19 protein-coding genes and 6 pseudogenes are annotated in these 21952 nt (G+C 40.8%); 4 read left to right on the top strand and 21 right to left on the bottom strand.

Annotated features, from left to right (window positions below):
* Nucleotides 1–234: photosystem II manganese-stabilizing polypeptide (psbO, locus tag ACYRY3_RS05585; protein WP_460200715.1), on the bottom strand; the 234-nt coding region annotated here is incomplete at its 3' end.
* Nucleotides 235–837: 603 nt separating this feature from the next.
* On the opposite strand from psbO, the gene ACYRY3_RS05580 reads away from it, so the two are divergent.
* Nucleotides 838–1197 carry a hypothetical protein gene (locus tag ACYRY3_RS05580; protein ID WP_460200714.1) on the top strand — a complete coding sequence of 120 codons (360 nt, stop codon included), beginning with the start codon at nucleotides 838–840 and terminating at the stop codon, nucleotides 1195–1197.
* Between the two features lie 13 nt (nucleotides 1198–1210).
* Here the strand turns inward: ACYRY3_RS05580 and ACYRY3_RS05575 are convergent, their stop codons facing one another.
* From ACYRY3_RS05575 to ACYRY3_RS05495, 17 genes and pseudogenes are all read right to left on the bottom strand, one after another.
* Nucleotides 1211–4675, bottom strand: a complete 3465-nt coding sequence (locus ACYRY3_RS05575) for a WD40 repeat domain-containing protein (protein WP_460200717.1) — start codon at nucleotides 4673–4675, stop codon at nucleotides 1211–1213.
* Nucleotides 4676–4698: 23 nt separating this feature from the next.
* Nucleotides 4699–5070: pseudogene (locus tag ACYRY3_RS05570) on the bottom strand (R3H domain-containing nucleic acid-binding protein); the annotation flags it as partial.
* A gap of 101 nt (nucleotides 5071–5171) precedes the next feature.
* Nucleotides 5172–6332 (bottom strand): circadian clock protein LdpA, encoded by a 1161-nt coding sequence (gene ldpA / locus ACYRY3_RS05565; RefSeq protein ID WP_460200713.1) that lies wholly within the window; start codon nucleotides 6330–6332, stop codon nucleotides 5172–5174.
* Between the two features lie 137 nt (nucleotides 6333–6469).
* Complete coding sequence (locus ACYRY3_RS05560) at nucleotides 6470–7828, bottom strand: hybrid sensor histidine kinase/response regulator (protein WP_460200712.1); 1359 nt, start codon at nucleotides 7826–7828, stop codon at nucleotides 6470–6472.
* 148 nt (nucleotides 7829–7976) lie between these two features.
* On the bottom strand, nucleotides 7977–9089 hold the full coding sequence (locus tag ACYRY3_RS05555) for a diguanylate cyclase domain-containing protein (protein ID WP_460200711.1): 1113 nt from the start codon (nucleotides 9087–9089) through the stop codon (nucleotides 7977–7979).
* Nucleotides 9090–9104: 15 nt separating this feature from the next.
* Nucleotides 9105–9395, bottom strand: a pseudogene (locus tag ACYRY3_RS05550) (EAL domain-containing protein); the annotation flags it as partial.
* 1 nt (nucleotide 9396) lies between these two features.
* Nucleotides 9397–9621 (bottom strand): annotated as a pseudogene (locus ACYRY3_RS05545) (iron uptake porin); the annotation flags it as partial.
* A 149-nt stretch (nucleotides 9622–9770) separates the two neighbouring features.
* Nucleotides 9771–10370, bottom strand: a complete 600-nt coding sequence (locus tag ACYRY3_RS05540) for a Crp/Fnr family transcriptional regulator (RefSeq protein WP_460200710.1) — start codon at nucleotides 10368–10370, stop codon at nucleotides 9771–9773.
* A 515-nt stretch (nucleotides 10371–10885) separates the two neighbouring features.
* On the bottom strand, nucleotides 10886–13135 hold the full coding sequence (locus ACYRY3_RS05535) for a PhoX family protein (RefSeq protein WP_460200709.1): 2250 nt from the start codon (nucleotides 13133–13135) through the stop codon (nucleotides 10886–10888).
* 324 nt (nucleotides 13136–13459) lie between these two features.
* Nucleotides 13460–13615 (bottom strand): ribbon-helix-helix protein, CopG family, encoded by a 156-nt coding sequence (locus tag ACYRY3_RS05530; RefSeq protein ID WP_460200708.1) that lies wholly within the window; start codon nucleotides 13613–13615, stop codon nucleotides 13460–13462.
* Between the two features lie 136 nt (nucleotides 13616–13751).
* Nucleotides 13752–14087: pseudogene (locus ACYRY3_RS05525) on the bottom strand (phosphate signaling complex PhoU family protein); the annotation flags it as partial.
* A pseudogene (locus ACYRY3_RS05520) lies at nucleotides 14087–14395 on the bottom strand (FAD-dependent oxidoreductase); the annotation flags it as partial. The pseudogenes ACYRY3_RS05525 and ACYRY3_RS05520, both read right to left, overlap by 1 nt.
* A 299-nt stretch (nucleotides 14396–14694) precedes the next feature.
* Nucleotides 14695–15009, bottom strand: a complete 315-nt coding sequence (locus tag ACYRY3_RS05515) for a hypothetical protein (RefSeq protein WP_460200707.1) — start codon at nucleotides 15007–15009, stop codon at nucleotides 14695–14697.
* Between the two features lie 214 nt (nucleotides 15010–15223).
* A complete protein-coding gene (locus ACYRY3_RS05510) occupies nucleotides 15224–15571 on the bottom strand; it encodes a hypothetical protein (protein ID WP_460200706.1) in 348 nt (115 codons plus the stop codon).
* A 312-nt stretch (nucleotides 15572–15883) separates the two neighbouring features.
* On the bottom strand, nucleotides 15884–16189 hold the full coding sequence (locus tag ACYRY3_RS05505) for a hypothetical protein (RefSeq protein WP_460200705.1): 306 nt from the start codon (nucleotides 16187–16189) through the stop codon (nucleotides 15884–15886).
* A 382-nt stretch (nucleotides 16190–16571) separates the two neighbouring features.
* Nucleotides 16572–17012: a secondary thiamine-phosphate synthase enzyme YjbQ gene (locus ACYRY3_RS05500; protein ID WP_460200704.1), complete on the bottom strand. Its 441-nt coding sequence runs from the start codon at nucleotides 17010–17012 to the stop codon at nucleotides 16572–16574.
* A 67-nt stretch (nucleotides 17013–17079) separates the two neighbouring features.
* The gene (locus ACYRY3_RS05495) at nucleotides 17080–18243 is read right to left on the bottom strand and encodes a pyridoxal phosphate-dependent aminotransferase (protein WP_460200703.1); all 1164 of its coding nucleotides are present in this window, start codon (nucleotides 18241–18243) and stop codon (nucleotides 17080–17082) included.
* A 118-nt stretch (nucleotides 18244–18361) separates the two neighbouring features.
* On the opposite strand from ACYRY3_RS05495, the gene ACYRY3_RS05490 reads away from it, so the two are divergent.
* Entirely contained in the window at nucleotides 18362–18826 is a 465-nt protein-coding gene (locus ACYRY3_RS05490) for a Uma2 family endonuclease (RefSeq protein WP_460200702.1), read from the top strand.
* Here ACYRY3_RS05490 and ACYRY3_RS05485 read toward each other — a convergent pair.
* A pseudogene (locus ACYRY3_RS05485) lies at nucleotides 18751–18912 on the bottom strand (ketol-acid reductoisomerase); the annotation flags it as partial. The gene ACYRY3_RS05490 and the pseudogene ACYRY3_RS05485 overlap by 76 nt on opposite strands.
* Nucleotides 18913–18971: 59 nt before the next feature.
* Nucleotides 18972–19844: an aldo/keto reductase gene (locus ACYRY3_RS05480; protein ID WP_460200701.1), complete on the bottom strand. Its 873-nt coding sequence runs from the start codon at nucleotides 19842–19844 to the stop codon at nucleotides 18972–18974.
* A 239-nt stretch (nucleotides 19845–20083) separates the two neighbouring features.
* On the opposite strand from ACYRY3_RS05480, the gene ACYRY3_RS05475 reads away from it, so the two are divergent.
* Nucleotides 20084–20860 carry a hypothetical protein gene (locus ACYRY3_RS05475; RefSeq protein WP_460200700.1) on the top strand — a complete coding sequence of 259 codons (777 nt, stop codon included), beginning with the start codon at nucleotides 20084–20086 and terminating at the stop codon, nucleotides 20858–20860.
* Between the two features lie 101 nt (nucleotides 20861–20961).
* Here the strand turns inward: ACYRY3_RS05475 and ACYRY3_RS05470 are convergent, their stop codons facing one another.
* Nucleotides 20962–21576 carry an NADPH-dependent FMN reductase gene (locus ACYRY3_RS05470; protein WP_460200699.1) on the bottom strand — a complete coding sequence of 205 codons (615 nt, stop codon included), beginning with the start codon at nucleotides 21574–21576 and terminating at the stop codon, nucleotides 20962–20964.
* Here ACYRY3_RS05470 and ACYRY3_RS05465 point away from each other — a divergent pair.
* Nucleotides 21564–21875 carry a hypothetical protein gene (locus ACYRY3_RS05465; RefSeq protein ID WP_460200698.1) on the top strand — a complete coding sequence of 104 codons (312 nt, stop codon included), beginning with the start codon at nucleotides 21564–21566 and terminating at the stop codon, nucleotides 21873–21875. The genes ACYRY3_RS05470 and ACYRY3_RS05465 overlap by 13 nt on opposite strands.
* Nucleotides 21876–21952: the final 77 nt, after the last annotated feature.

Raw genomic sequence — 21952 nt, 5'->3', positions numbered from 1 at the left:
GAATTGGGTTGGTTCTAAGCAAAGTTCTTTTATGGTGTAAGACTGGCTGGAATCAATGGGAATAGAACCGCGACTGGTTTCTGCTAGTTGAGGGCATTTGTTAGCCAAACCAGTGCCCCTAATTTGTTCATAGGTCAGATAATCTGTACTAGCAGTGTTTGAACCGTCACTACAAGCTGTTAGAAACCCCAGGCACACAGCCAAGAGTGCCACGATTAAAGCGCGAAACCTCATGGTTAACCTCAATGTAAAAAATTATTAATTATGTAGTAAAACTGCTTGCTAAACGTGCTTTAACGGATAGCTTTCCTTTGCCAGAGTCAAAAACCCCTAATTTTCCAGAGCACAACACCTTGACAGGATGTGTAGCTACAGTGTGGCAGCAGAATCGACAGTTTAACATACAGCCCATTGTTCTATGGGAAATCAGCGAATCATCAGCCAGATCATACGATTTTTTTTAACTCAAAATCAAAACGTTCTGATATCAAATTTACAAGCTGGGATCGCACTTTACTTTTTTTCAAGTCTGTGATCGTCAATACAACACATCTTGTGTCGGTCTAGTTTCTAACCCGTTCTTAAGACCTGCTTAACACATACTAGTAGTATGTATGTGTAAAATTTAGCATATGTTTTTCAAATGAGAACAGTCCCACTAAAGGCGATCGCCCTAGTGGCAGCGATTATCAGTCCCTCGATTTATAGTGAAAGCAAGGAACCTCCAGTAAATTAAATTTAAACCAAAAGTTAGCGGGGGTCTCCAAAGAAGCAGAAAATAAAACATCAATGTCCATGCACGCCCCGTATTGTAATAGTTTTATGGAGCTGGTTTAGATGAGCAACAATGGCAAAGGATCGGAATCAGTAAGTATATTACCTGAATTGCAAGCAATCGCATCTGCCGTATATGATGCACGCTCGAAGTGTCAAGGAGACGCTATTGCTCTTTTAGCCTTATTACGAAAGATAGAGCAATTACACCAAGAAATCCGGGAAGGGGCTTTTCAGCAGAGTTTGCCTGATAACCGTCAAGCACTGTACTCACTACTTCGCAATATTGAGTCAGAAGGAGGCTGGCCCTATATTGAGCGGATGCGGCTGCAAACCTTTTTGAAAAATTTAGAGCAAGAAGCAGCTTTGGAACAAAATGGTGATAGTCATCTGTTGGGAAGCGAAACCCGCATGGGCTTATAGCTATCACCCATCTTTAAGACTGGCGGATCGCCTGATTACAGAGAGTGCGATCGCGCTGGTCAACGTTACGATTGTACTTAAGATAATTACTCACCCAGTAGCACCCACGATTGAGCAAGTCATAAATGTCTAAATTCCATAGAATAATTGTATGGTCGTCACTAGCTGATGCTAATGTGTGACCATCCGGGCTAAAGCTGATTCCCAGTACAGGAGCTTGGTGACCGTTGAAAATTTTGATTAACGTCCCATCACGACTCCAGAGTTTGACTGTACTGTCCCAACTGGCAGCAGCAATGATTTCACCATTTGGGCTAAAAGTGACAGAATTAACACTATCACTGTAGCCCTTGAGTAAAGTTTTTAACAACGTCCCATCCCATCGCCACAGTCTCACGGTATTGTCCCAGCTAGCAGATGCTAACAAATGGTCAGTAGGGCTGAAGCCGACACCCAAAACCCAACCATCATGGGGAGAAAAAGTTTTTAGCAAGGTACCATCTCGTCGCCAAAGCTTGACTGTTTGGTCATCGCTAGCTGAAGCTAGAACCTGACCATCCGGGCTAAAACTCACGCTATTAACCCAACCATTGTGCCCTTTTAACGTGGCAAGCAATTTACCGTCTCGGTTCCAAAGCTTAATCGTTCTATCCTTACTTGCTGATGCCAGTAACATTCCATCAGGGCTATAACTTACACTCATGACGCCATCTTTATGACCTGTTAGGGTTTTCAGTAAGTAACCATCATGCCGCCACAGTTTAACTGTTTTGTCATAACTTGCAGAGGCAAGCATTTGACCAGATGGGTCAAAACTAACACTAGGTACTCGATCGTTGTGCCCCGTCAGAGTTTTGTAAAGCCCGGTTTTCATTCCACTGCCAGAACCATATCGCCGCCACAGCTTGACGGTGCGATCGCGACTGCCAGATGCTAACATTTTGCCATCCGGGCTCCAGGCTACACTCAAGACCCTATCAGTATGACCTTTTAAAATCGGAACTTTTGGAGCTACTAAACTCCAATATTTCACAGTTTTGTCATAACTTGCTGATGCTAGAAGCTTGTTATCTGGGCTAAAAGCCACACTAGCAACAGCATCGCTGTGACCCTTAAAGGTTTTCAGTAAGGCTCCGTTAACACTCCAGAGATTGATGGTGTTATCATCACTGGCGGAAGCTAACTGTTGACTGTTGGGACTAAAGTTGACACTCCAAATTGTAGAGGTGTGCTCCTCTAAAGTTTTCCCAGGACGAAAAATTAAGCCGTCTTGACTATTAGACCGCAATCGATGCCAAAGTTTCACTGTTTTGTCGCGACTGGCTGAAGTCAACATTTGACCGTTAGGACTGAAAGCTACGGAAGTCACCCCCTTTTTATGCCCCAGTAAAGTCTTAACCAAACTACCGTCTCGCCGCCAAAGTTTTACTGTTTTGTCATCACTGGCTGAAGCAATAAATTTACTATCAGGGCTAAAGCTTACCCAATTAACCCAACCTTGATGACCTCGCAGTATTTTGGCTAAGCTACCATCCTTACGCCAAAGCTTAATGCTAGCATCCCTGCCACCAGAAGCTAGTAAGGTACCATCAGGGCTAAAACTCACACTGTAGATCCAATCTTCGTGTCCTACCAAAGTTCTAAAAGGTAATGGGTTAAAAGTTCCCGTAACTGGGTTTTTGCGCCAGATTTTCACGGTCTTATCTAAACTGGCAGAAGCTAAAGTCTGACCGTCAGGGCTAAAACTCAAGCTGGTAATGGCATCGCTGTGTCCTTTGAGAGTTTGGAGTAACAGCCCATCACGACGCCAGAGTTTCACTGTCCGATCTCTACTACCTGATGCTAATAACTGACCATTAGGGCTAAAACTGACAGCCCAAACAATGTCACGATGCCCTTCTAATCGGTTGACCTCCGTAACCCCATACACAGCCTGTTGGAGGGCTGTTGCCACGCGCATCCGCGTATCGGTCTGAACTCCAGTTGCCTGTTTCATACTTTGAAATGCACGCAAACTTTCTAGAAGAGCATCAAATTCTTTATTGGAAGCAAATAAAGCTTCACTCGCTGATGTTAAAGTACTAATTTTCAAATTTGTCTCACTACGTTCAGCCCTTAAACTTTGCCGCATTGCTGCTCTTTTTTGTAAATTGGAGTTCCACCATAATCCTGCTATTGTTGTTAGCAGTACGGTCAACACAACACCAACCAAACGTGCTTCTCTCAGTCTTTTTTGTAAAATCAAATTTAACTTTTCTTGACTGAGTTTTTGAGCTGTTTCAGCTCTTTTTTTTTCCAGTCTGATTTTTTCTAGTTCGGCTGCAATACCATAGTTGTTTTTTTGACGAATAGGTTCTACTAAATAATCGTGAACCAACTGGTAGCGATCGCTTGACTCTTCTCTCATTCGCAGTACTAATCCACTACCTACAAGGATTTCTAGAATGAGTTCCAATCTTGAGGACGAAACGGATAAGGAAGACAAAGAGGAATTTGCTTCCTTGTCTCCATGGAAGTTGTTACTATTCTCTTGAATGTAGCAAAGCAGTTCTTGCCCTTCTGTTTTATTTTTTCCCTCTTCTTCTTCGGTACATCCAGATAGAAGTTCAGCTTTCGTTTTAAGGGGTCTTGTACCTTTTTCGTCGGTTAACTCAAAAAGTAATCGCCAGCTAATATATTCGTTTTCCTGCCCGCAATCTTTAATAACTTCTTCCAGCCACCTTTCTACTAGCTTCTCTGAACCGCCGCTACGAGTATATTCTTGTAAAGTAGAGATGTTTTCTGCTTGTAACTGAGCACCTACAATTTGTAATTCAATTGGATGAACTTCATCCACTTCTCCAGCTAAATCTTTTACTAATTGATTAATTAATTCAGTCTGGGTTTCATAATAAGACCGCCAAGTTAGATTTCTGATAATATGAATTGCATCTTGACTGGAAAAGTTTCCTAAATAATAACGTATATCTTTATCAAGAATATTTTTATTTATAACACTCAAGTCGCATCCAGTCTTATTTTGTTGACTGTACCGTTCTAATTCTAATAGATAGTATAAATAATCTTCTCTCATTGAAAGAATAATTTTTACAAAAGGTATATTTAAACATTCAATTAAAAATTTATAAAAATCTCTTCTTTCTTGAGATTGTTTCTTCAAAAAGAAAAATTCTTCAAATTGATCGCAGATAATAATAACTGTATATTTTTTCTCAGTTATTAATTTTATTTTTTTGATAATTTCAGATTGTATATCTTCAAAAAAGTCACTAATTTCAAATTGAGAAAATGTCATATTTATATTGTGGACAATAGTATCAATCCAATCAGTATAAACAGACAAAAAAACGGTTAGTGGCAAGCGATCGCCAATAATTTTTTGTTTTAAAGCTGGCAACAAACCAGCTTTCAGTGTTGAACTTTTACCTACACCACTAGGTCCGTGAACAATTGTCAGTTTCCGATCGGCACGAGTAATTCTTTCAATTAATCGATTGACATCTTTCCAGTTTCTACCAAATCGCGGATCGTGCCAATTGTGCCGAAGATTGCCCGACCAACACGACAGGTTAGACCTATAATTTTGCCGTTTCGGTTGCGGATGGCACTGATTCTGTGCAGGGTTTGCTCAATTCCTGCCCGATTATCTCCACCAAAAGTTCCCACTCTTTGAATGCAATCATCTATCTGTTCTTGAGTAACGGGTAATTCACTCAGATACTCAGCACCCAAAGGGAAACGAGCTTCTGGGCGACGACCCAAATCCAAGACCACTTCAACTAAACTATCTCGTTGTGGATGCTTTTCTAGAATTTGCCGTAGGTCTTGGGGCAAGATATCTAACAGTTTTTGGAGATCTTCTGTAATCGTCATGCTTTCTATGGTGACGGTTTTTAGAGATAGCGAGGACATTTCCGTGTAAGGGTATTTCCTGAGCGAGAATGTCCAAAAGGCGCATTTTGGGATGAATATCCCTATTGCTGCGACTTGAGTTGGGAAACGAGAGAATACGCAAGCTTGACAGCCTGCCAGAGCAATGAAGGTTCTTCTTCTAGACGGACAACTGTTTTGACACTGGCTTTACTCACCTCCGTTTGTTCTAACTGTTCGAGAATCGGTGACAGCAGTACTCGGGCGTAACTCCCGTAAGCTACTCCTGCTATGGAGGAGTGAGGGAGTGAGGGAATGAGGGAGTGAGGGTAGTTTCCCTCGTTCTGTGTGTGTGTCCCTCTTTCTCTTCCTTGACGTAACAAACCTATTGCCTTTAATTTAGCAACAGTGTAGCCGTTGGTTCCTCCTGCCAACTGCACATATCCGGGTAATTTAGCTGCCAAGACTTTTTGCCCTAATTTGATGGCGGCTAATGTTGTGCCATTGCCAATATCTCCACTCATGGGACGACCATCTGTTTGCCAAACTAGGGCGCACGGTAAGGGACTCATGACCTTGTACAGAGCACGAAGGTAATCAATCAGACCATCACCATCTGGACAGCTGATTGCTACTAACTTCAAATGCTCAACCCACGGCGAGATTGCTTGCCACAATCTTTGAAATTCTGCCAAACGCCCAACGTTTGTATGAATTTCTATGGCATCCACCCCAGTTGACAGTATCAATGGTGCGATCGCTCCTGGTGTTGATACATATGACATCGTATAAATTATATCATATGGACATATTGGTACGCAACGACCGCAACCGTAGCACTTCTGAGATAAAACTCCCGAAAAGTTGCTATTTCCGTCCTCAAAAACAATTGCTTGCGCCGGACAAATTTTTTCACATGGTCTGTCGCAGTTTGTGGGGCATTTCCTGAAATGAAATTCAGCTTTGCGAAAATGGGGGTCTTCCCCATCATTGAGGCTGACCATTAACAGTGGCTTCTTTTCGCCCCACCCAAATCCCAGTTGCTCACCAGATCTACTAGCCAACTCGGATGCAATTTGCAGCCCCTCCTTGGCTGCAGCAATCACAGATGGATCGGCGGCAACATCTATGCAGTCAGCACCCGCCAAAGTGTAGGCTAATGTTAAGCTTCTGACAGCTGGGAGATGTTGGAAACTGGCTCCGCAAATTAGCTTGAACCAGTGACCTTCCTTAAGCGAACGTAAAGGGTCTAACAAATCAGTCACAATTCTATTATGCTATGCAATAGAAAAATGTAGAACGTCGCTTTCAAAAGTTTTGCGAGTTCGGTGCCAACTTTAGACGGCTACTCCGGTTTTGAGATGGAGGTGAAGATTTTTATCGTTTTGTTTCCCTTCTCTCTTCAGCACTCAGCATACTCTAATGCTTGTTTAACGGGAATTTCGATGATAAACTCCGAGCCTTGTCCAACAGATGAGTAACATCTAATTTTTCCCTGATGTTTCTGTACTATAATCTGATAGCTAATTGATAATCCCAGCCCGCTTCCTTTACCGACAGGCTTTGTTGTAAAAAATGGATCGAATAAGTGCGCTCGTACTGACTCGTCCATCCCAGGTCCATTATCAGCAATACAAATCTTGACAGTCGTCTTATCGCTTGTCAATTGGGTGCGAATGCGAATTTCAGGTGTACGACAAGAATGGGACAAGGAGGACAAGGACGAATTTGCTACCTTGTCTGCCCCTTCTGCTGTGTCTGTCGATTCCCTCACTCCCCTATCCAAAGCATCAATCGCATTATTTAAAATATGCATAAACACCTGGTTGAGTTCGCTGGGATAACAAATCACCATAGGCAAACTACTGTACTCTTTAATTGCAGCAATAGCGGGACGATGGGCTGTTTCTTTAAGTCGATGCTGCAACATAATCAAAGTATTATCTAAACCTTCATGGATATTAACTGATTTCATCTCAGCTTCGTCAAGTCTGGAGAAGTTTTGTAGCGCCAGTACTATTTGTCGAATGCGATCGGCTCCCCTGTACATTGCCCCCATCAAATTCTGCACGTCATTCATCAAAAAATTTAGGTCTATCTCCTTAATTGTTTGCTGAACTTTAGGTGTGGGATATGGGTACTCCTCGTGATAAACTTCAATGACATTGACTAACTGTTGTACATATTGACTGACGTACTCAAGATTGCCATAGATAAAGCTGATAGGATTATTGACTTCATGGGCAATTCCTGCTACTAACTGTCCCAATGCTGCCATTTTCTCATTTTGAATTTGTTGGACTTGAGCTGCTTTTAGTTCGCTTAAGGTCTTTTGCAATAATAAATTTTGTTCTTTAAGTTTAGTTTGTAACAAACGTAAATTAATCTGATTTTCAATTCTCAATATAACTTCTGTCCCATGAAAAGGTTTGGTAATATAGTCTACCCCTCCTACATCAAAGGCTTTTACCTTATCTAACACATCATCTAGGGCACTAATAAAAATTACTGGAATTTCACGAGTTTTCTCATTGGCTTTGAGTTGTTTGCAAACCTCATAGCCATCCATACCTGGCATATTGATATCAAGCAGAATAACATCTGGCAAAACCATCTGACAGGCAGTCAGTGCCATTTTACCATTTAATGCTTTACGGACTTCATAACCTTGTGCTGTTAGCATTGCAGATAACAGACGCAGATTATCTGGTGTATCATCAACAACTAAAATATTACCTTTGTAATCTCTATGTAAATGCATTTTTAAAAAACAATGCTTTATTGATTAGGATATTCACAAATTGTTTACTAAGCAACTTTAAAAAGTTGTAACTGGACAATCAACTATAGTACATTTTCGTGTCATTTTACAGAATTATCACTATTTTTTTCTACTCTTTATTAAAATTTTACTCTTCCTCAAAGATATAGTTGTTATGCCAGCATTTAATTTCTCTTATATCGGAGGGATTTTCCGAGGAATTTTTGCGAGAAACAGGTATACAAGCACAGTATCCATCACGCCCGTGTAGTTTAGCTTGATAAAGAGCCTTGTCACTAGCAGCAATTAAGGTCTCTGGCAAAGACTTATGGCTGGGGACTTTAGTTGCAATACCCATACTCAAGGTTAAATAATCTTTTACACAAGATGAAGCATGAGAAATTTTCAGTTCTTTTACCCGTAACTTAATATTTTCAGCCACTCGTACTGCTCCTGAAAAATTTGTGTTCGGTAAAACAACGGCAAACTCTTCTCCTCCATAACGAGCTACCACATCTGCCGGACGCCTCACTGCATGACAAATAGCACGAGCAACCTTCTTCAAACAATCATCACCAGCTACGTGTCCGTAAGTATCATTGTAGGATTTGAAATAGTCTATATCACATAAAATAAACGAAAGAGGCGTTTGCTCTCGTGCAGACCTCTGCCACTCACGTTTCAAGCAATCATCTAGGTAACGTCGGTTAGCTACTTGTGTTAAGCCGTCTACCCAGACTAACTCTCGCAGCTTGTTATTCGCAGCTTGTAAAGCTGTTTCTACTTTCACTCGTTTTTCTATTTCCGATAATAATAAAGCATTTTGCTCTAAGAGCTTTTGGTTAGTTTCTCGAAGTTCAATTTGAAGACGCTGAATGATGAGTTGATTTTGTACGCGTGCTACCACCTCTTCAAATTGAAATGGTTTGGTAATGTAGTCCGCGCCGCCAACTTTGATTCCTTTAACCTTATCTAAGACATCATCTAGAATACTGATAAAAATCACAGGTATACTGCTAGTTTCTGGATTAGCTTTTAATCGTTCGCACACCTCATAGCCATCCATTTCTGGCATATTGATATCTAGTAAAATAATATCTGGGGGTAAGGTTTTTACAGCAGTCAGAGCCATTTGTCCATTAAGCGCTTTGCGAACATGAAATCCTTCCTTTGCCAGGATAGTTGATAATACTCGCAGGTTATCAAGCTGATCGTCAACTATGAGAATGTTGCCAGGAGTGGATGATGGATCTTTATTCATATCTTTTCCTTGGATTTACCATTGAGGTGCTGCCGCAATTAAGTTCAGTACTGATTCTGAGTCTATTGCCTTAGAAAATAGGTACCCTTGGGCATAATCACAGTTTAAGCTTTGGAGCTGAGCTAATTGCTCTGGAGTTTCTACACCTTCAGCAATGGCACTCATTCCCATTGAATGGGCAATCCCAATCATTGCTGGAACTAATCCCATATTCTCTTGATTTTCCTGCATTCGCCTCACAAAAGATTTGTCAATCTTGAGTGCGTGGAAAGGAAAACTATGTAAGTAACTTAAGGATGAATAACCCCTCTACGAGGGACTGCAATGCTTGGAATGCCCAGTCAGTAGGCTGAACGTCGGAAAACTGCGATACAGATGTAACCTGACCGAGGTTCTGGTTTTGTTGTTCTAATTGAGCAACGGAATTCACCTGTTCGTTAATTTCTCCAGCTAGAGCACTATTTGCCGTGAAAACCGTTGCAGCAAGCACAACAGGGCTTAACTTCAGAAGTTTCTTGGATAGTTTTGTCATTGTTTTCGTCTCACTCACACCAACTAACCACATTGTGGTACAATCCTCCAAAATACATATCTTTTGGGGGATTTACTTATTCAGATTCTGTGAGAATTGTACCAGATGTTCATTGTGATTTAAAGCTACTCAAACACCACTACTGTTAGTTATTTCTTATCTTGCGATCGCAAAATAATACGGCGTTTGTGGCGTAATAGAATTCCTTCTTCCTCATACTGCTGAAGAAGTCGTGTAACTGTCACTCTTGTTGTGTTTAAAACTTCTGCCATTTCCTGGTGGGTGACATTTAGCTCAATTAGTTTACCTTGTTCCACGTCACGACCAAATTTTTCGCTCAGCCAGACGAGAAACTGCCACAAGCGTAAAGAAATTGGTTTACGATGGACTATGCTAAGAAGTTCTTCTGCCTGTTGAATATGAGACAGTAAGGCATTGATATCTTGATTCCATAAATGAGGTGGAACAATGGTAGCTTCTACACTAGTTAGGCACTCAATTTGATAGGGCTTAACTTTGGACAAAGGGTAGCCTACTAGTTCTCCAGTTCCCCAATAACCTAAAGTGATAAATGTTCCGTCTTCACTCCACGTTAATGTCCGAACTGCTCCCCGCTCAATGCGCCATAAAACGTCATTGCGTGCGGGAATTATTTCACGGCGTGTAAATAAGCGTTGCGGAAGCTGACCAGTGGAGTTAGAGTTCTGAGGCTGGTCAGTGTTCTGTATGCGACTTGTAGAATACATCATGCTTGTGGAATGATTTGGTGGAGTAAGAGTGGTTGATTGAGTCCAAAGCTACCAAACATATGCTGGATAGCCATCGCGAGATGCTACCTCTTGGGAGTTTTTGCTCTCGAGTGCTAACACGCTGATGTGCTTGCGCTTCAGCTTCAGTCAAAAGGTAGATTCTTGTAGGTAACAGTCTTTGGTAACGTGAAACCATGAAGAAAGGTAAGTATATACTTAAGCGTCAAATTAATACTGAGAGTTACAATGGCATTTGCCGTCAACAGATCTGCCTGTGGCAAGTATTGCTCTACGAAAGTAGAAATAAGTCGTAAATTTGGTAATATTTCAGAGCATATAATTGCCATCTGACATAGGATTATTGTCTTGTAATCTTGATTCTTTATGGTATTTTTCTTTCCAAAGATTTATTAAGAAATGATCTGAGTGGTGGTAGGCAGCGATCAAAATTTATTTTTTCAAAAGAAAAATTAAACCAGCAATAGAATTCAGAGTCATCTATGCTGGTTGAGCAATCAAACAACGCGTGACCTAGAAATAGCCACAACAGCCGGTTTAGGGGGCGTGCCAGGATCTTTGCTTGGCCAATTTGACCCAATCGGCACCTGACGAGATTGTAAAAATTCTTCCCCTGTAGTTGTAGTCAAAAGAAATTCTCTAGTTTCCGATTGTTGATTTTTACGGGTGCCATTGGCTTCACCTGGATGCTGTATAGAAAGAAACATTGTTTGCCTTGACGGGTCGAAACAAGGTCCAGTGGTTTCACACTCCATTGGTCCGATAGCAAACAAGAAAGCCCTACCTGCGTCATCCCCACTGGTAGGAATGTGCCACAAAGCATTGTTACCAAACAAACCAGATAAGTTAGCTGGTTTTCCGTCTTTGCTACTGCGGCTGTTCACAGAGTTATTCATCTTGCCAGTAGACATATCTGTCACCATCCAGACACTACCATCTGTGTCTAGTAATAAATTATCTGGATTAGCAAAACCCATACCACCAGCAGAAGGTTCACCACCAGTTGCTAGCATTGACCAACGGAAACTCATTGCTGCTGGAGCGTTACCATCTTCTACCAAACGCATTACCCAGCCATATTCATAGGGAGTTTCACCTTTGGGACCATTGAACACTCTGGTATCTGGACCACCCTCACTATCAGGTGAACCAGAGGTAAAGCTAATATACAAGTGACCATTAGGGGCTATTTCTGTATCTTCAGGACGTGCAGTACAAGTTGCACCTGCTGCATTAGCTGCATAGTGAGCATCAATTAAAATAACGCCTTGTTTTTCTTCTGGAGTGCCAATGTACAGGTCGCCCAGTTGTTTGAATTTTTTCTTGTATTCCGCAATTTGCACGTCTTGATTGACTTCAAAATCCCCTCCCTGAAGCTGAGGTGAAAGTTGCTGGAAGCCCCCCGAGCTTTGTGCGGATGTTACCTTTACAGGACCTTTTGGTAAACGAATTACGTTTCCAACAATTGTGCTGGGAAGATCGGGATCGATGGGTGTATCGGCTTTTAAAGGAATCCAGCGCCCCGTACCATCAGAGTTAAATTTTGCTGCGTAAAGCATTCCTTGGGTCAGAAGCCGGGAATTAGCTTTATCTTTGGGATCGCTCACTTTGTCGCGGCTGACAAATTTATAAATATGTCCTCCCCTGCGATCGCAACCCGAGTAAAACGCGAGTGGTTGTCCTGCTTCTACGCGTACCCCTACGGCTTCATGATGATACCGTCCCAACCAAGTGTGTTTTGTCCCGTAGTCATTTGGGTTAGCTGGATCGACTTCCACAATCCAGCCATATTTATTTCCTGCTAGACCAAAAACATTACCTTGTCCGAATAATTCCTCATCACCTAAAGCGAATGGTCGCTTACCGGGATCGAAGGATGTACCATCAGCGTGTACTGGTTCGGGGACTTGAGTTTGGAAGTTTTCCTCAGCACTGAGAACTGTACCCCAAGGTGTTGTTCCACCAGCACAGTTGGCGAAAGAACCGATAATGCGCGTGCCCAACTTATCTACATATCCCAAGCCCTGCTTTTTGCGGAATACTGTGACTGCAGGTCCAGTTGCTTTTAGATACCGCCCATCTTCTAAACCTGACACACCAGTAATTCGTCTATCCGCTTTTGAATTTGTGCGTTTCCACTTCCCATCCGCTGTTTTCCGAATTGAGATAATACCCAATCCCTGATCCAAAAGCGCTTCTTTACAAATTTCTCGTATTTGAGCCTTTTTTGAATCTTTTTCTGGCAATGCGAAAGCATTTACTTCGTTTTTTCCGGATTTACTTGCTTCTAGCGCTGCTTTCACCTCATCAATCGGCAGTGATTTCCCAATCACTTGCTGATATGTTTGCATCCAAGGTATGGCGCTAATGTATTCAAAGTTAACTGATAAATATCCTTCGTTTTCCCCTGTTTGTATAAATGATAAATAGTCGTTGTTGTAGCCGAAACGAGAATCGCCTACCTTGTCACCCCATGCAGCGATAACTTGGTATTGGTATCCTTCTGGCAATATCAAATCATCCTGTATCTCATAGGTCTTGTATTGCTTTATTTGTTCTTCTGGTCGGAATCCAGCTGTTTCTAAGGGAATCGGACCTTTAATTGGTTTAAACGTAAATGCTGCTTTTAAATCTTGTGTGGTAGGCTGCACTGCAGCTTTTGTGTTGCATCCTCCTAGGGAACCTAGTGCAACCGTACTTGCACTCCCTCCTAGCAACAGCAAGAAATCCCGACGTGTGATACTCATTTGCTTAATTAATTACACCAATGCCATCTGTAAGATAGCAAACAACTTTCGTGCTGTTTCTGCCTAATGTAAGCGTAAAAGGTTAAGAACAGGTAAGCTTTTGATGAAATGTATGCTAATTAACAAATATTTAATTTTTATAGGACATATGGGATTTGCCCATCTTTTTTATAAGCAATTCTAATCTATATAATTTTTACTAAATTTTTTACCTAAAGCAAAATAAGTATCACCATATCAATTTATAGAATCCCTTAAACAGTAAGTACATCTACCAAGAGAAATAGGTAATATTAAAGGGTAATGAACTAGCTGCTATAACGCTCACAATCCCTCAGAATCCTTCAGTTTCTTTAACAGAGAGCGTATATACTCCCGCAACACATCGGTTTTTGTCCTTGAGGTTTGGGTACAGTATGCCTCAAGAATTTTTAGTTCTTGCTCTGGAATCCTGATAGACAGCTTTCTTTCTCCTTCCATTGTGAGTCAATATGCCTTACATTATTTCTATGCTAGTAGGATTCAAAACAAAACTCAAGCTCAATTCAACCGAATGTGAACTCCTCGCCAAGCAAGCGGGTACGGTGGCAGTCCCACCCCACTCACGATTGTATTCTTACTGACGCTGACCAGTAACAATGTAAGCCACACGTTGACCAATGTTAGTTGCATGGTCTGCCATTCGTTCCAGGCAGCGAATCACCAAAACGAGCAGTAGTATTGGCTCAAGAACTCCAGGAACGTCCTTCTGGTGTGCCAACATCTGGTAGAGCCTTTCGTAAGCGCAATCTACAGCATCATCAAGTCGCTTGATATCGCGCCCACCAACATCATCTAAATCTGCCAGCGCCACCAAGCTTGTTGCCAGCATTGCTTGAGCGTGGTGAGACATGGTAGCTATTTCTGGCAAAGAAGGATGAGGCGGATAAGGAAAAATTTTAATGGCAATTTCACACCCATGTGTTCTAAGTCGATGACTACATCTGGCGCTTCACGGGTAAGAATTTCTACTGCATCTTGGTCTGCCAAATAGTCAGAACCTTTTACAGTGTCAAAAGCATGAGCTTCCCATTTATCATTGGAATCCACATTTTTTAGAGTCGCGGCAATACCACCTTGTGCGGCGACAGAGTGAGAGCGAATGGGGTGGGTTTTTGCTACTACAGCCACGTTGAGGCTGGGGTCAGTTCTAGCAATCTCTACTGCTGCACGACATCCAGCCAATCCACCGCCGATAATAATTACATCATGCTCAAGCATATTTAAATAAGGATAAAGGGTAAAGGATGAAGGATAAAGTATAAAATGTGAAATATAAGTGATGATTTTTCTACTGAAATTTTTTGTTTTCCATCCTTATACTTGTACTGAAATTTTTTGTTTTCCATCCTTTATACTTTATACTTCATCCTTCATACTTTTTTAGTCTAGTGTGAAAAAAATTCCCCGCCAATAGACAGGGATGTTGTGGAAAATTGGATGTGTATTGCCAGATGGTGGTTGTTTGTTATCAAAATCAACCATTAGCCACCTAACGATTAACTATTAACCACTAACCACTAACTTCTTGCTTCTACTGGTTGTTGCTGTGAAATGTTTCCAGGTATCGGTTGCATCTTTGTTCCCGGTTCTACAGGAGATAACTCAACATGGTTCAGTAAGGTCGTCACGAAGGCAAAAAGTAAGAAGGGTAGTGATAACAGAACGACAAGTGCGACTGCAGCTAAAGCATAAACCGGTCGTCTCGCACCCATTAATGCCAAAGCAGAAGCTAAACTTATGGCAATAGTGATTAGCCAAACAATGATTTGACCATATATATCTCCAAAGGTAAGAGTACAGACAAACCGATACTTTTGAATGTTATTTGTCATAATTACCCTGTAATATCTCTCTGGTTCTACCTTAGAACCATGTTTGGCTTTTTGACAATTTCTAAATATTTTTGAAACAATTTTAATATAACTTCATAGTTGGCAAACTTGTTTTTAGATACAACCGATAAACTCAATCTACCATGAGATATATGTTTTTTAGAAACTAACTATTTGTCAAAAAAAAGTCAAATTTATATAACTTAAGAATCATTTAATTATTGCGATCGCCAGATTCAAGCTGTTTAATTTTCATGCGTAAATCAAAGTCTTCACTGCTAACAATTGTTTCCAGGTTAGCCATTCTTTGCTCTAACAACTCTATCTGCTGTTGGGATATATAACTATTATTTTTAGATTTCTTATTATCAGAGCGCCAAACAACCACTGTACCCACGGCTGCACCAGTAATAGTAGCTAAAGGTAGAATAGCAGTTCTTGTAATAGCTGTGAGTGGAATGCAGATTGCCATCATTCCCATCGCTATACCCCATATTCTTGTAGTAGCTACAACTCTTACATCCTGGTATTGCTCTAAATTTTGCTCGGATTTTTTAGCCATAATTTTATCCTAATGCTTATATCTATAACTTTGGCATGAATAACTATAAAGTCGCCTCCTACCTTTGGGTTAAGTATTTTTACTTTTTTATGCGCTTTTGCCGTCGTGTAGCAGTCTTGCACCTTGACAACTAAGAAACCCAATTTGTGAGAGAAATTGGGTTTCTTAAGTGCTTCTATTTAAAGAAAAAGCCTGCTAGTGAATCATTCTAGTATACATCAGCGAAAATAAGGCAACTATTGCAAATCGTTGTAAAGCTTGCAATGTAAGGCTTTTACTTTCATCCTTTAGCCTTCATACAGAGAGCCTTTTTTAAGCTTTGGGTTCTTCGCCTTCAACATACATTGGGGGCTCAATAGCAAAGTTATTAAGTTGTCCGGCTTCATCAATGACATAGCCGTCTGTTGTATGTAACTTACCTTCTTCTTGCTCTTCAAAAGCCTCAAGTTGTTCTTTGCTCAGTTCTGTGGGGGTATTAGCAGGAATTCTTTCATCCGGAGCATTGACCCCGATTGTCTGTGCCGTTTGCACTCCATAATGATTGTTGCCAGGAGCACCTCTGCCAATTTCTGCTTGTGATGGATCTTCTGGTAGCACTTGCTTTTCCTTGTTACTCATAAAATATTTCCTTCCTGATGGTTGCTTTGAAAGCGTTGACAACAAGCCTTACAGGCTACTTGTAAAGTCAGATATTGAGTTCCTTATTAAGTTATCTTGACTTGTATTAACTTTTACTCCTTCGTAGGAATTAAATAGCTCTGCTTTAGGTAATAGATTCATCATTGGAGTTTTCATAAATCAAAATTATAAAAGTTTATGTATTTTAATTTAAAAAAAAGATATATTTATGAATTAAATTTCTTTTATAACAGCTACTTGAAAATATGTTGTTTGGGTAACCAACCTTTGAGGATTTTAGGATGGCTTGAGGTAGGGTAGTTCTTGATTTTTCAGCCATCCAAGGCAGGAAAAGATTCTAGCTTTTGATGGCTGAAAAGATTCACTCTCCAGAAATTTGGCAAAAGACAGTCCTTTTTCTCGGTCCATCTAATTCAAAAAGTAAGACAGATTGGTAAGTACCCAAAGCTAATTTACCATCCACTATAGGAATAATTTCGCTTGTACTTAAAGTCATTGCCATTAGGTGAGAGTGTGCGTTCTCTGGCTCATCGGGTGGAATATTTTTTCTTAAATGTAAGTCGTTGTGTAAGTAACGGTCTGATTCTGGTGCCAGTTTTCGTAAATAAGCTTTGACATCTTCTAATAATCTTTCTTCATATTCATTAATAGCTAATGCCGTAGTTGTATGGCGAGAAAATACTAAAATCTGACCATTTGTAATGGACGTTGAAGCCAGAATCGCTTCAAGTTGTGGTGTAATGTTATGAATGTTAATTCCCTGGGTAGTTTCAACTGTGATGAACTGATTAATAATTGGCATATTATGGGTTTTGGATTGTACGTTTTCGGTCTACCTCTACTTTTACGCCTAGATTACCTGCTGACTACTAAACAATTGTTTGCAAACCTTTTACCAATCGCTGAATACCCTCTTGTGCTCTATCTTTTTGTAGTGCGCCGTAGGCAACACGCAGGTAGCATCCATCATTTACTCCAAAGGTCTGTCCGGGAAGAACTGCTACCTGATGTTCGCGGATAAGTCGTTCAACTAACTCAAAGTCGCTCATTTGAGTATGAACTTTGAGGAAAAAGTAGAAAGCACCATCAGCAGGAGTAATGGTACATAAGCCTTGTAGGGAAGTCAGGGTTGTAAGTAGGACTTGTCTTACTTGAGAGATTGCCTCAATATTATTCTTTAAGTAATCTTCTTTTGCTTGTAAAGCCCCAAGGGCAGCGTATTGGGAAATGACAGGGGGACAAATCACAATTGTATCTTGAACTTTTTTCACAGCAACCAACAAGTGTTTGGGAATCACCATGTAGCCAATGCGCCAACTGGCAAAGCCATAAGCTTTAGAAAGGCTGTAAAGGGAAATGGTGTACTGGCTACTTCCAGCAAATGAACCAGGGGAAACGTGTTTGGCTCCGTTATAGGTAAAGTATTCATAGGCTTCATCGCTGATGTGATAGATACTGCGATCGCGACAAATTTGATTTATCTGTCGTAACGCCTCTTCTGAATAAACTGCTCCAGTGGGATTATTGGGAGAAATCGTGACAACCGCCCGTGTTTTTGAAGTAATGGCTTGAGCGATGGCGTTTGGACGAGGCTGGTTATTTTCATCTGTTTTCACCAGCACTGGACGACAACCAGCCATGATAATTGCCATTTCATGATTGAAATAATATGGCGTATTGAGAATGATTTCATCTCCTACCGAGGTGATGGCAAGAACAGCGTTCATAAAAGCCATATTGCTACCTGCGGTGACGACAATACAGCTGTCCTGGTTAATTTCGATACCGTTAAAGCTTTGCAATTTTGCCGTTAAAGCACTAAGTAACGGCGGTATTCCTTCAACAGCTTGATATAAATGGTTTTTTGGGTCAGCGAGGAATTTAGGCAAAAGCTCTATCGCCTCAGGTGGTGGGCTATAGGAAACAACACCCTGTCCAAGAGAGATGGTTCCAGGGTTACTTCTTATCAATTCTCCAACAATGGGAATAATAGGCGACTGTACTGCCTGTATGCGAGAGAAAACAGATTCCATGCCATTTCACATTTAATTTAACTTTAATTTTCTCTCAAAAGTTCGCTCTGGAGAAACTTAGGTGACTAAAGTCGAACTAAAATGCAATATATGATTGTTTATTAACTCTTTACTCATCATGAACGTTATTACATTACAAATAAAACCCGCGATCGAACTTACTGACGAGCAATTTTATCTTTTGTGCAGGAAAAATCCTGATATAAAATTTGAACGAAATGCTAACGGAGAACTTATTATCATGTCCCCAACAGGAGGAGAAACAGGAAACTTTAACTCAGAGATTAATGCTGATTTTGTATTTTGGAATAGACAAACTAAACGCGGAAAAGTATTTGATTCTTCAACTGCCTTTAAACTCCCCAATGGTGCCGATCGTTCTCCTGATGTCTCCTGGGTAAAACAAGATAGATGGGAGGCGCTTACGCCCGAGCAAAAAAATAAATTTCCTCCCATTGCTCCAGATTTTGTTTTAGAGTTGATGTCTCCCTCGGATGACTTAAAAAAAGCAGACTTACTGCCCGGATATAGTCCGACAATTACATTCAGACCGCTATCTTTAAGATTGAGGGCGTGGGCGTGACCTTGGGAACCATAACCAATAATGGCGATAGTTTTTCCCGCCAAAAGGTCTAAATTAGCATCTACGTCGTAGTACATCCGGGCCATAATTTAGCAACTCCTGTCAGCAAGCATCATCTTCATTGCAAACTTGTTATTGTACCGGATTATGATGCCGTTTCCCGATCAATTCTTTGAACTTCGTCATCAGATAATTTCACATCAATAGCACTTACCGAATCTTCAATGCTGGAAACCTTGCTAGCACCAGGAATGGGTAGAATACAGGGTGACTTAGAACGCAACCACGCTAAAACAATCGCGTAGACCGATACGCCTTTTTCTTGAGCTAAATTGGCAATTGTGGGAAAATCTGCCAAGCCACTATGACGGCGGCTACCCCCAAAGGGACTCCAAGGTAAAAATGTCAAACTTTCACTCTCACAATACTCCAGCACTCCATCAAACTCTGGTTGACGATACCAGGGGTTGTACTGGTTTTGTACTGACACTACATCAACAATATCCCGCGCCCGCTTGATTTCTTCGACAGAAAAGTTGGAAACACCTACATAGCGAATCATTCCCGCATCCACTGCGGCTTTCACGGGTGCAAGAGATTCCTCTATTGTGTAATTTGGATCGGGAGCGTGATATTGCCAGATGTCAATGGGTTTATCACCGCCCAAAGCCTCATAGCTTACGCGAATGGTTTCTTCAAGATGGGCGGGATCGCCATTGCGCGTCCAGTTCCCGTTGGGACGCATCAAGCCGCCCTTTGTTGCAACAACAACGCTATCGCCATCGCCATTGTAAGTTTTCAATGCTTGGTGAATCAAACGTTCGTTGTGGTGCTTGTCTGATTCGTCTTTACAGTAGGAGTCAGCAGTATCAATGAACGCGATCCCCAAATCCAAAGCGCGATGAATCACTTCTATTGACTGTGACTCTGGGGGACGATTAGCTATAGACATTGGCATAGCCCCCAAACCAATCGCACTCACAGATAAACCTGTTTTTCCTAGCTGTTTTGTTTCCATGTTTCTCGCTCTAGATTCCAAGGTTATTTATTTGGATGATAACTAATGTGCTTCAGGTGGAGCATACAGAATATTTTGTCATGTTGAGTAAAACGCTGCGATAGCTTCGCTACAGCATAGCGGCAGATCGCTTCCCCAATCTTTGGCATTCAAGTTCAATACGATTCTTTACTTTGCAATTACATCTATCATAAGTATTATCTTTTCAAGCTATAATTATTTTTTTTGGAGGGTTTTAAATGACTCAAAATCGTAAAAAAGATTCAGAAAACCAACCTTCTAATAACAATTTTCAGAAACTACTGTTTATTTTGGCGTTTTTAGCTATTGTTGTAGTTTTTATAGGTGGTGTTTCAACTACTTTAGTCATTCTTAATTGGAAAAAACTTTTTGGCGATATTACACTTTTGCCTAATGTTAATCCCTCAGTAACAGAAAGTTCATCTCCAACACTATCTCCAACACCATCATCTACTACAGCCATACCATCACCTTCCCCGTCTTCCTCCATAGAAAGTTCATCCCCATCTCCATCCCCTACAGAAAGTTCATTGCCTTCTTTATCTTCAATACCTGAAATAAAGGCTCCAATTAATGCGATCGAACAACAAGGCATTTCCTTTGAGCTTTTAGGCTGTCAAAAATCAACTACAGATATAACAACACAGAGGATACAGTGTTTTCTCAATATAATAAGTACGCAAGAAAACGCTAAAATTTCTTTGTATCCTAACTTTAATGAATCTCAGAGAACTAGAATATTTGGTTCTGGCAATGAAAATCTTGCCACACAAGTTAAATTTGGTAGTAGTACGGGTTATTACAGTGTGAGTAACAACTTGATTAAAAATGTTGCGTTGAAAGCAATTTTTTCCTTTGATAAAGTACCAATAGAAGTCAACAACATAGAAGTTTTAGAAGTCAGTTCTTTTTTGGAAAGTCCTTATTATCAAGGTGATATCAAAATAGAGTTTCGCAATGTCCCTTTGTCTAGTGCATCGGTACAGCAATCATAAAAAACTAATTTTTTGTAGAGACTAAGCATGGCTGGTCTCTACATTTACTAATTTTCTAAATCTTTAACAAAATTTTAATTAAAGATATAGCCCTTCATTATCTACATTCCATACGGAAATTCCTCATGATTGATAATACCACTTTCCCTAACATTAATTAAGCTTTTTGCGTATGCTACAAGTAGTTTCAAACCGTAAAGAAGACGATCTTGAATGAACTTGTCGTCCTTAGAAACTGCTTCAAATGTTTCATTCAACACTTTCTCTACATCACGAACAATTACGTGCTCTGGAATCCATAAAAGACGCGTATTTTTGTAGCTGCTCATTCGGAGTTCTGCAATTGGATAAGCACCTCCACGACTAGAACTAACAGCTACGATAAGCCCTGGCTTGTGAGCTAATTCGTTATTGTCGCATAAGAGGAAAAAGTTTTTTAAACGTGGAGGAACCATTCCACTCCACTCAGGGGACACAGCGACTAGTGCATCACATTCTTTTAATTTATTAGAAATCGGCTCCCATTCAAGCTTCCATTTCTCAGCTCCTTGCCACTTCGATTCCTCCCATTCAGGTAAAGGTTTTTTGCCCAGATCGAAGAGCACTGTTTCCACCCCCTCAAACTCTGGTTGAGCAAGCATATTTTGAATAAATAGCGCAACTTTTCCTGATTGAGACTCTACACGATGGCTACCGGAGACTATTGCAATGTTCATTTAAGTTCTACTCCTTTAACTTTGCTGAAGCTTTTACTGAATTGGACGCGCAGTTGGTCATCTCTCTAGGTGGTAAGCTAGAGCCAGAAGCGTTGGGAGAATTGCGAGGGAAACTTCTGGCTTGTAAGTACAAAGCTTGGAACCATGCCACTCACTTTTTTAGACTATTCACAGTTAGTTTACGGAAATTAGCTGTATCTGGTGAAGAGTTGTCCATAGCTCAATATTTGTTAATTTTGATTGCTGCAGACTATGGTTTGGCTAGTACAAGTCCGCGTAAAGGCGGCTCACAAATGTAAATGGCTCCAAAGCTTACAGTGTAAGCCTTTTAATTTCATCCTTTATCCTTCATACTAAGCGCCTTTCTGTACTAGCT

Source organism: Scytonema sp. NUACC21, from assembly GCF_054684315.1.
Note: the sequence above shows the minus strand (reverse complement) of the source record. Positions and strands in the feature narration are given on the sequence as shown.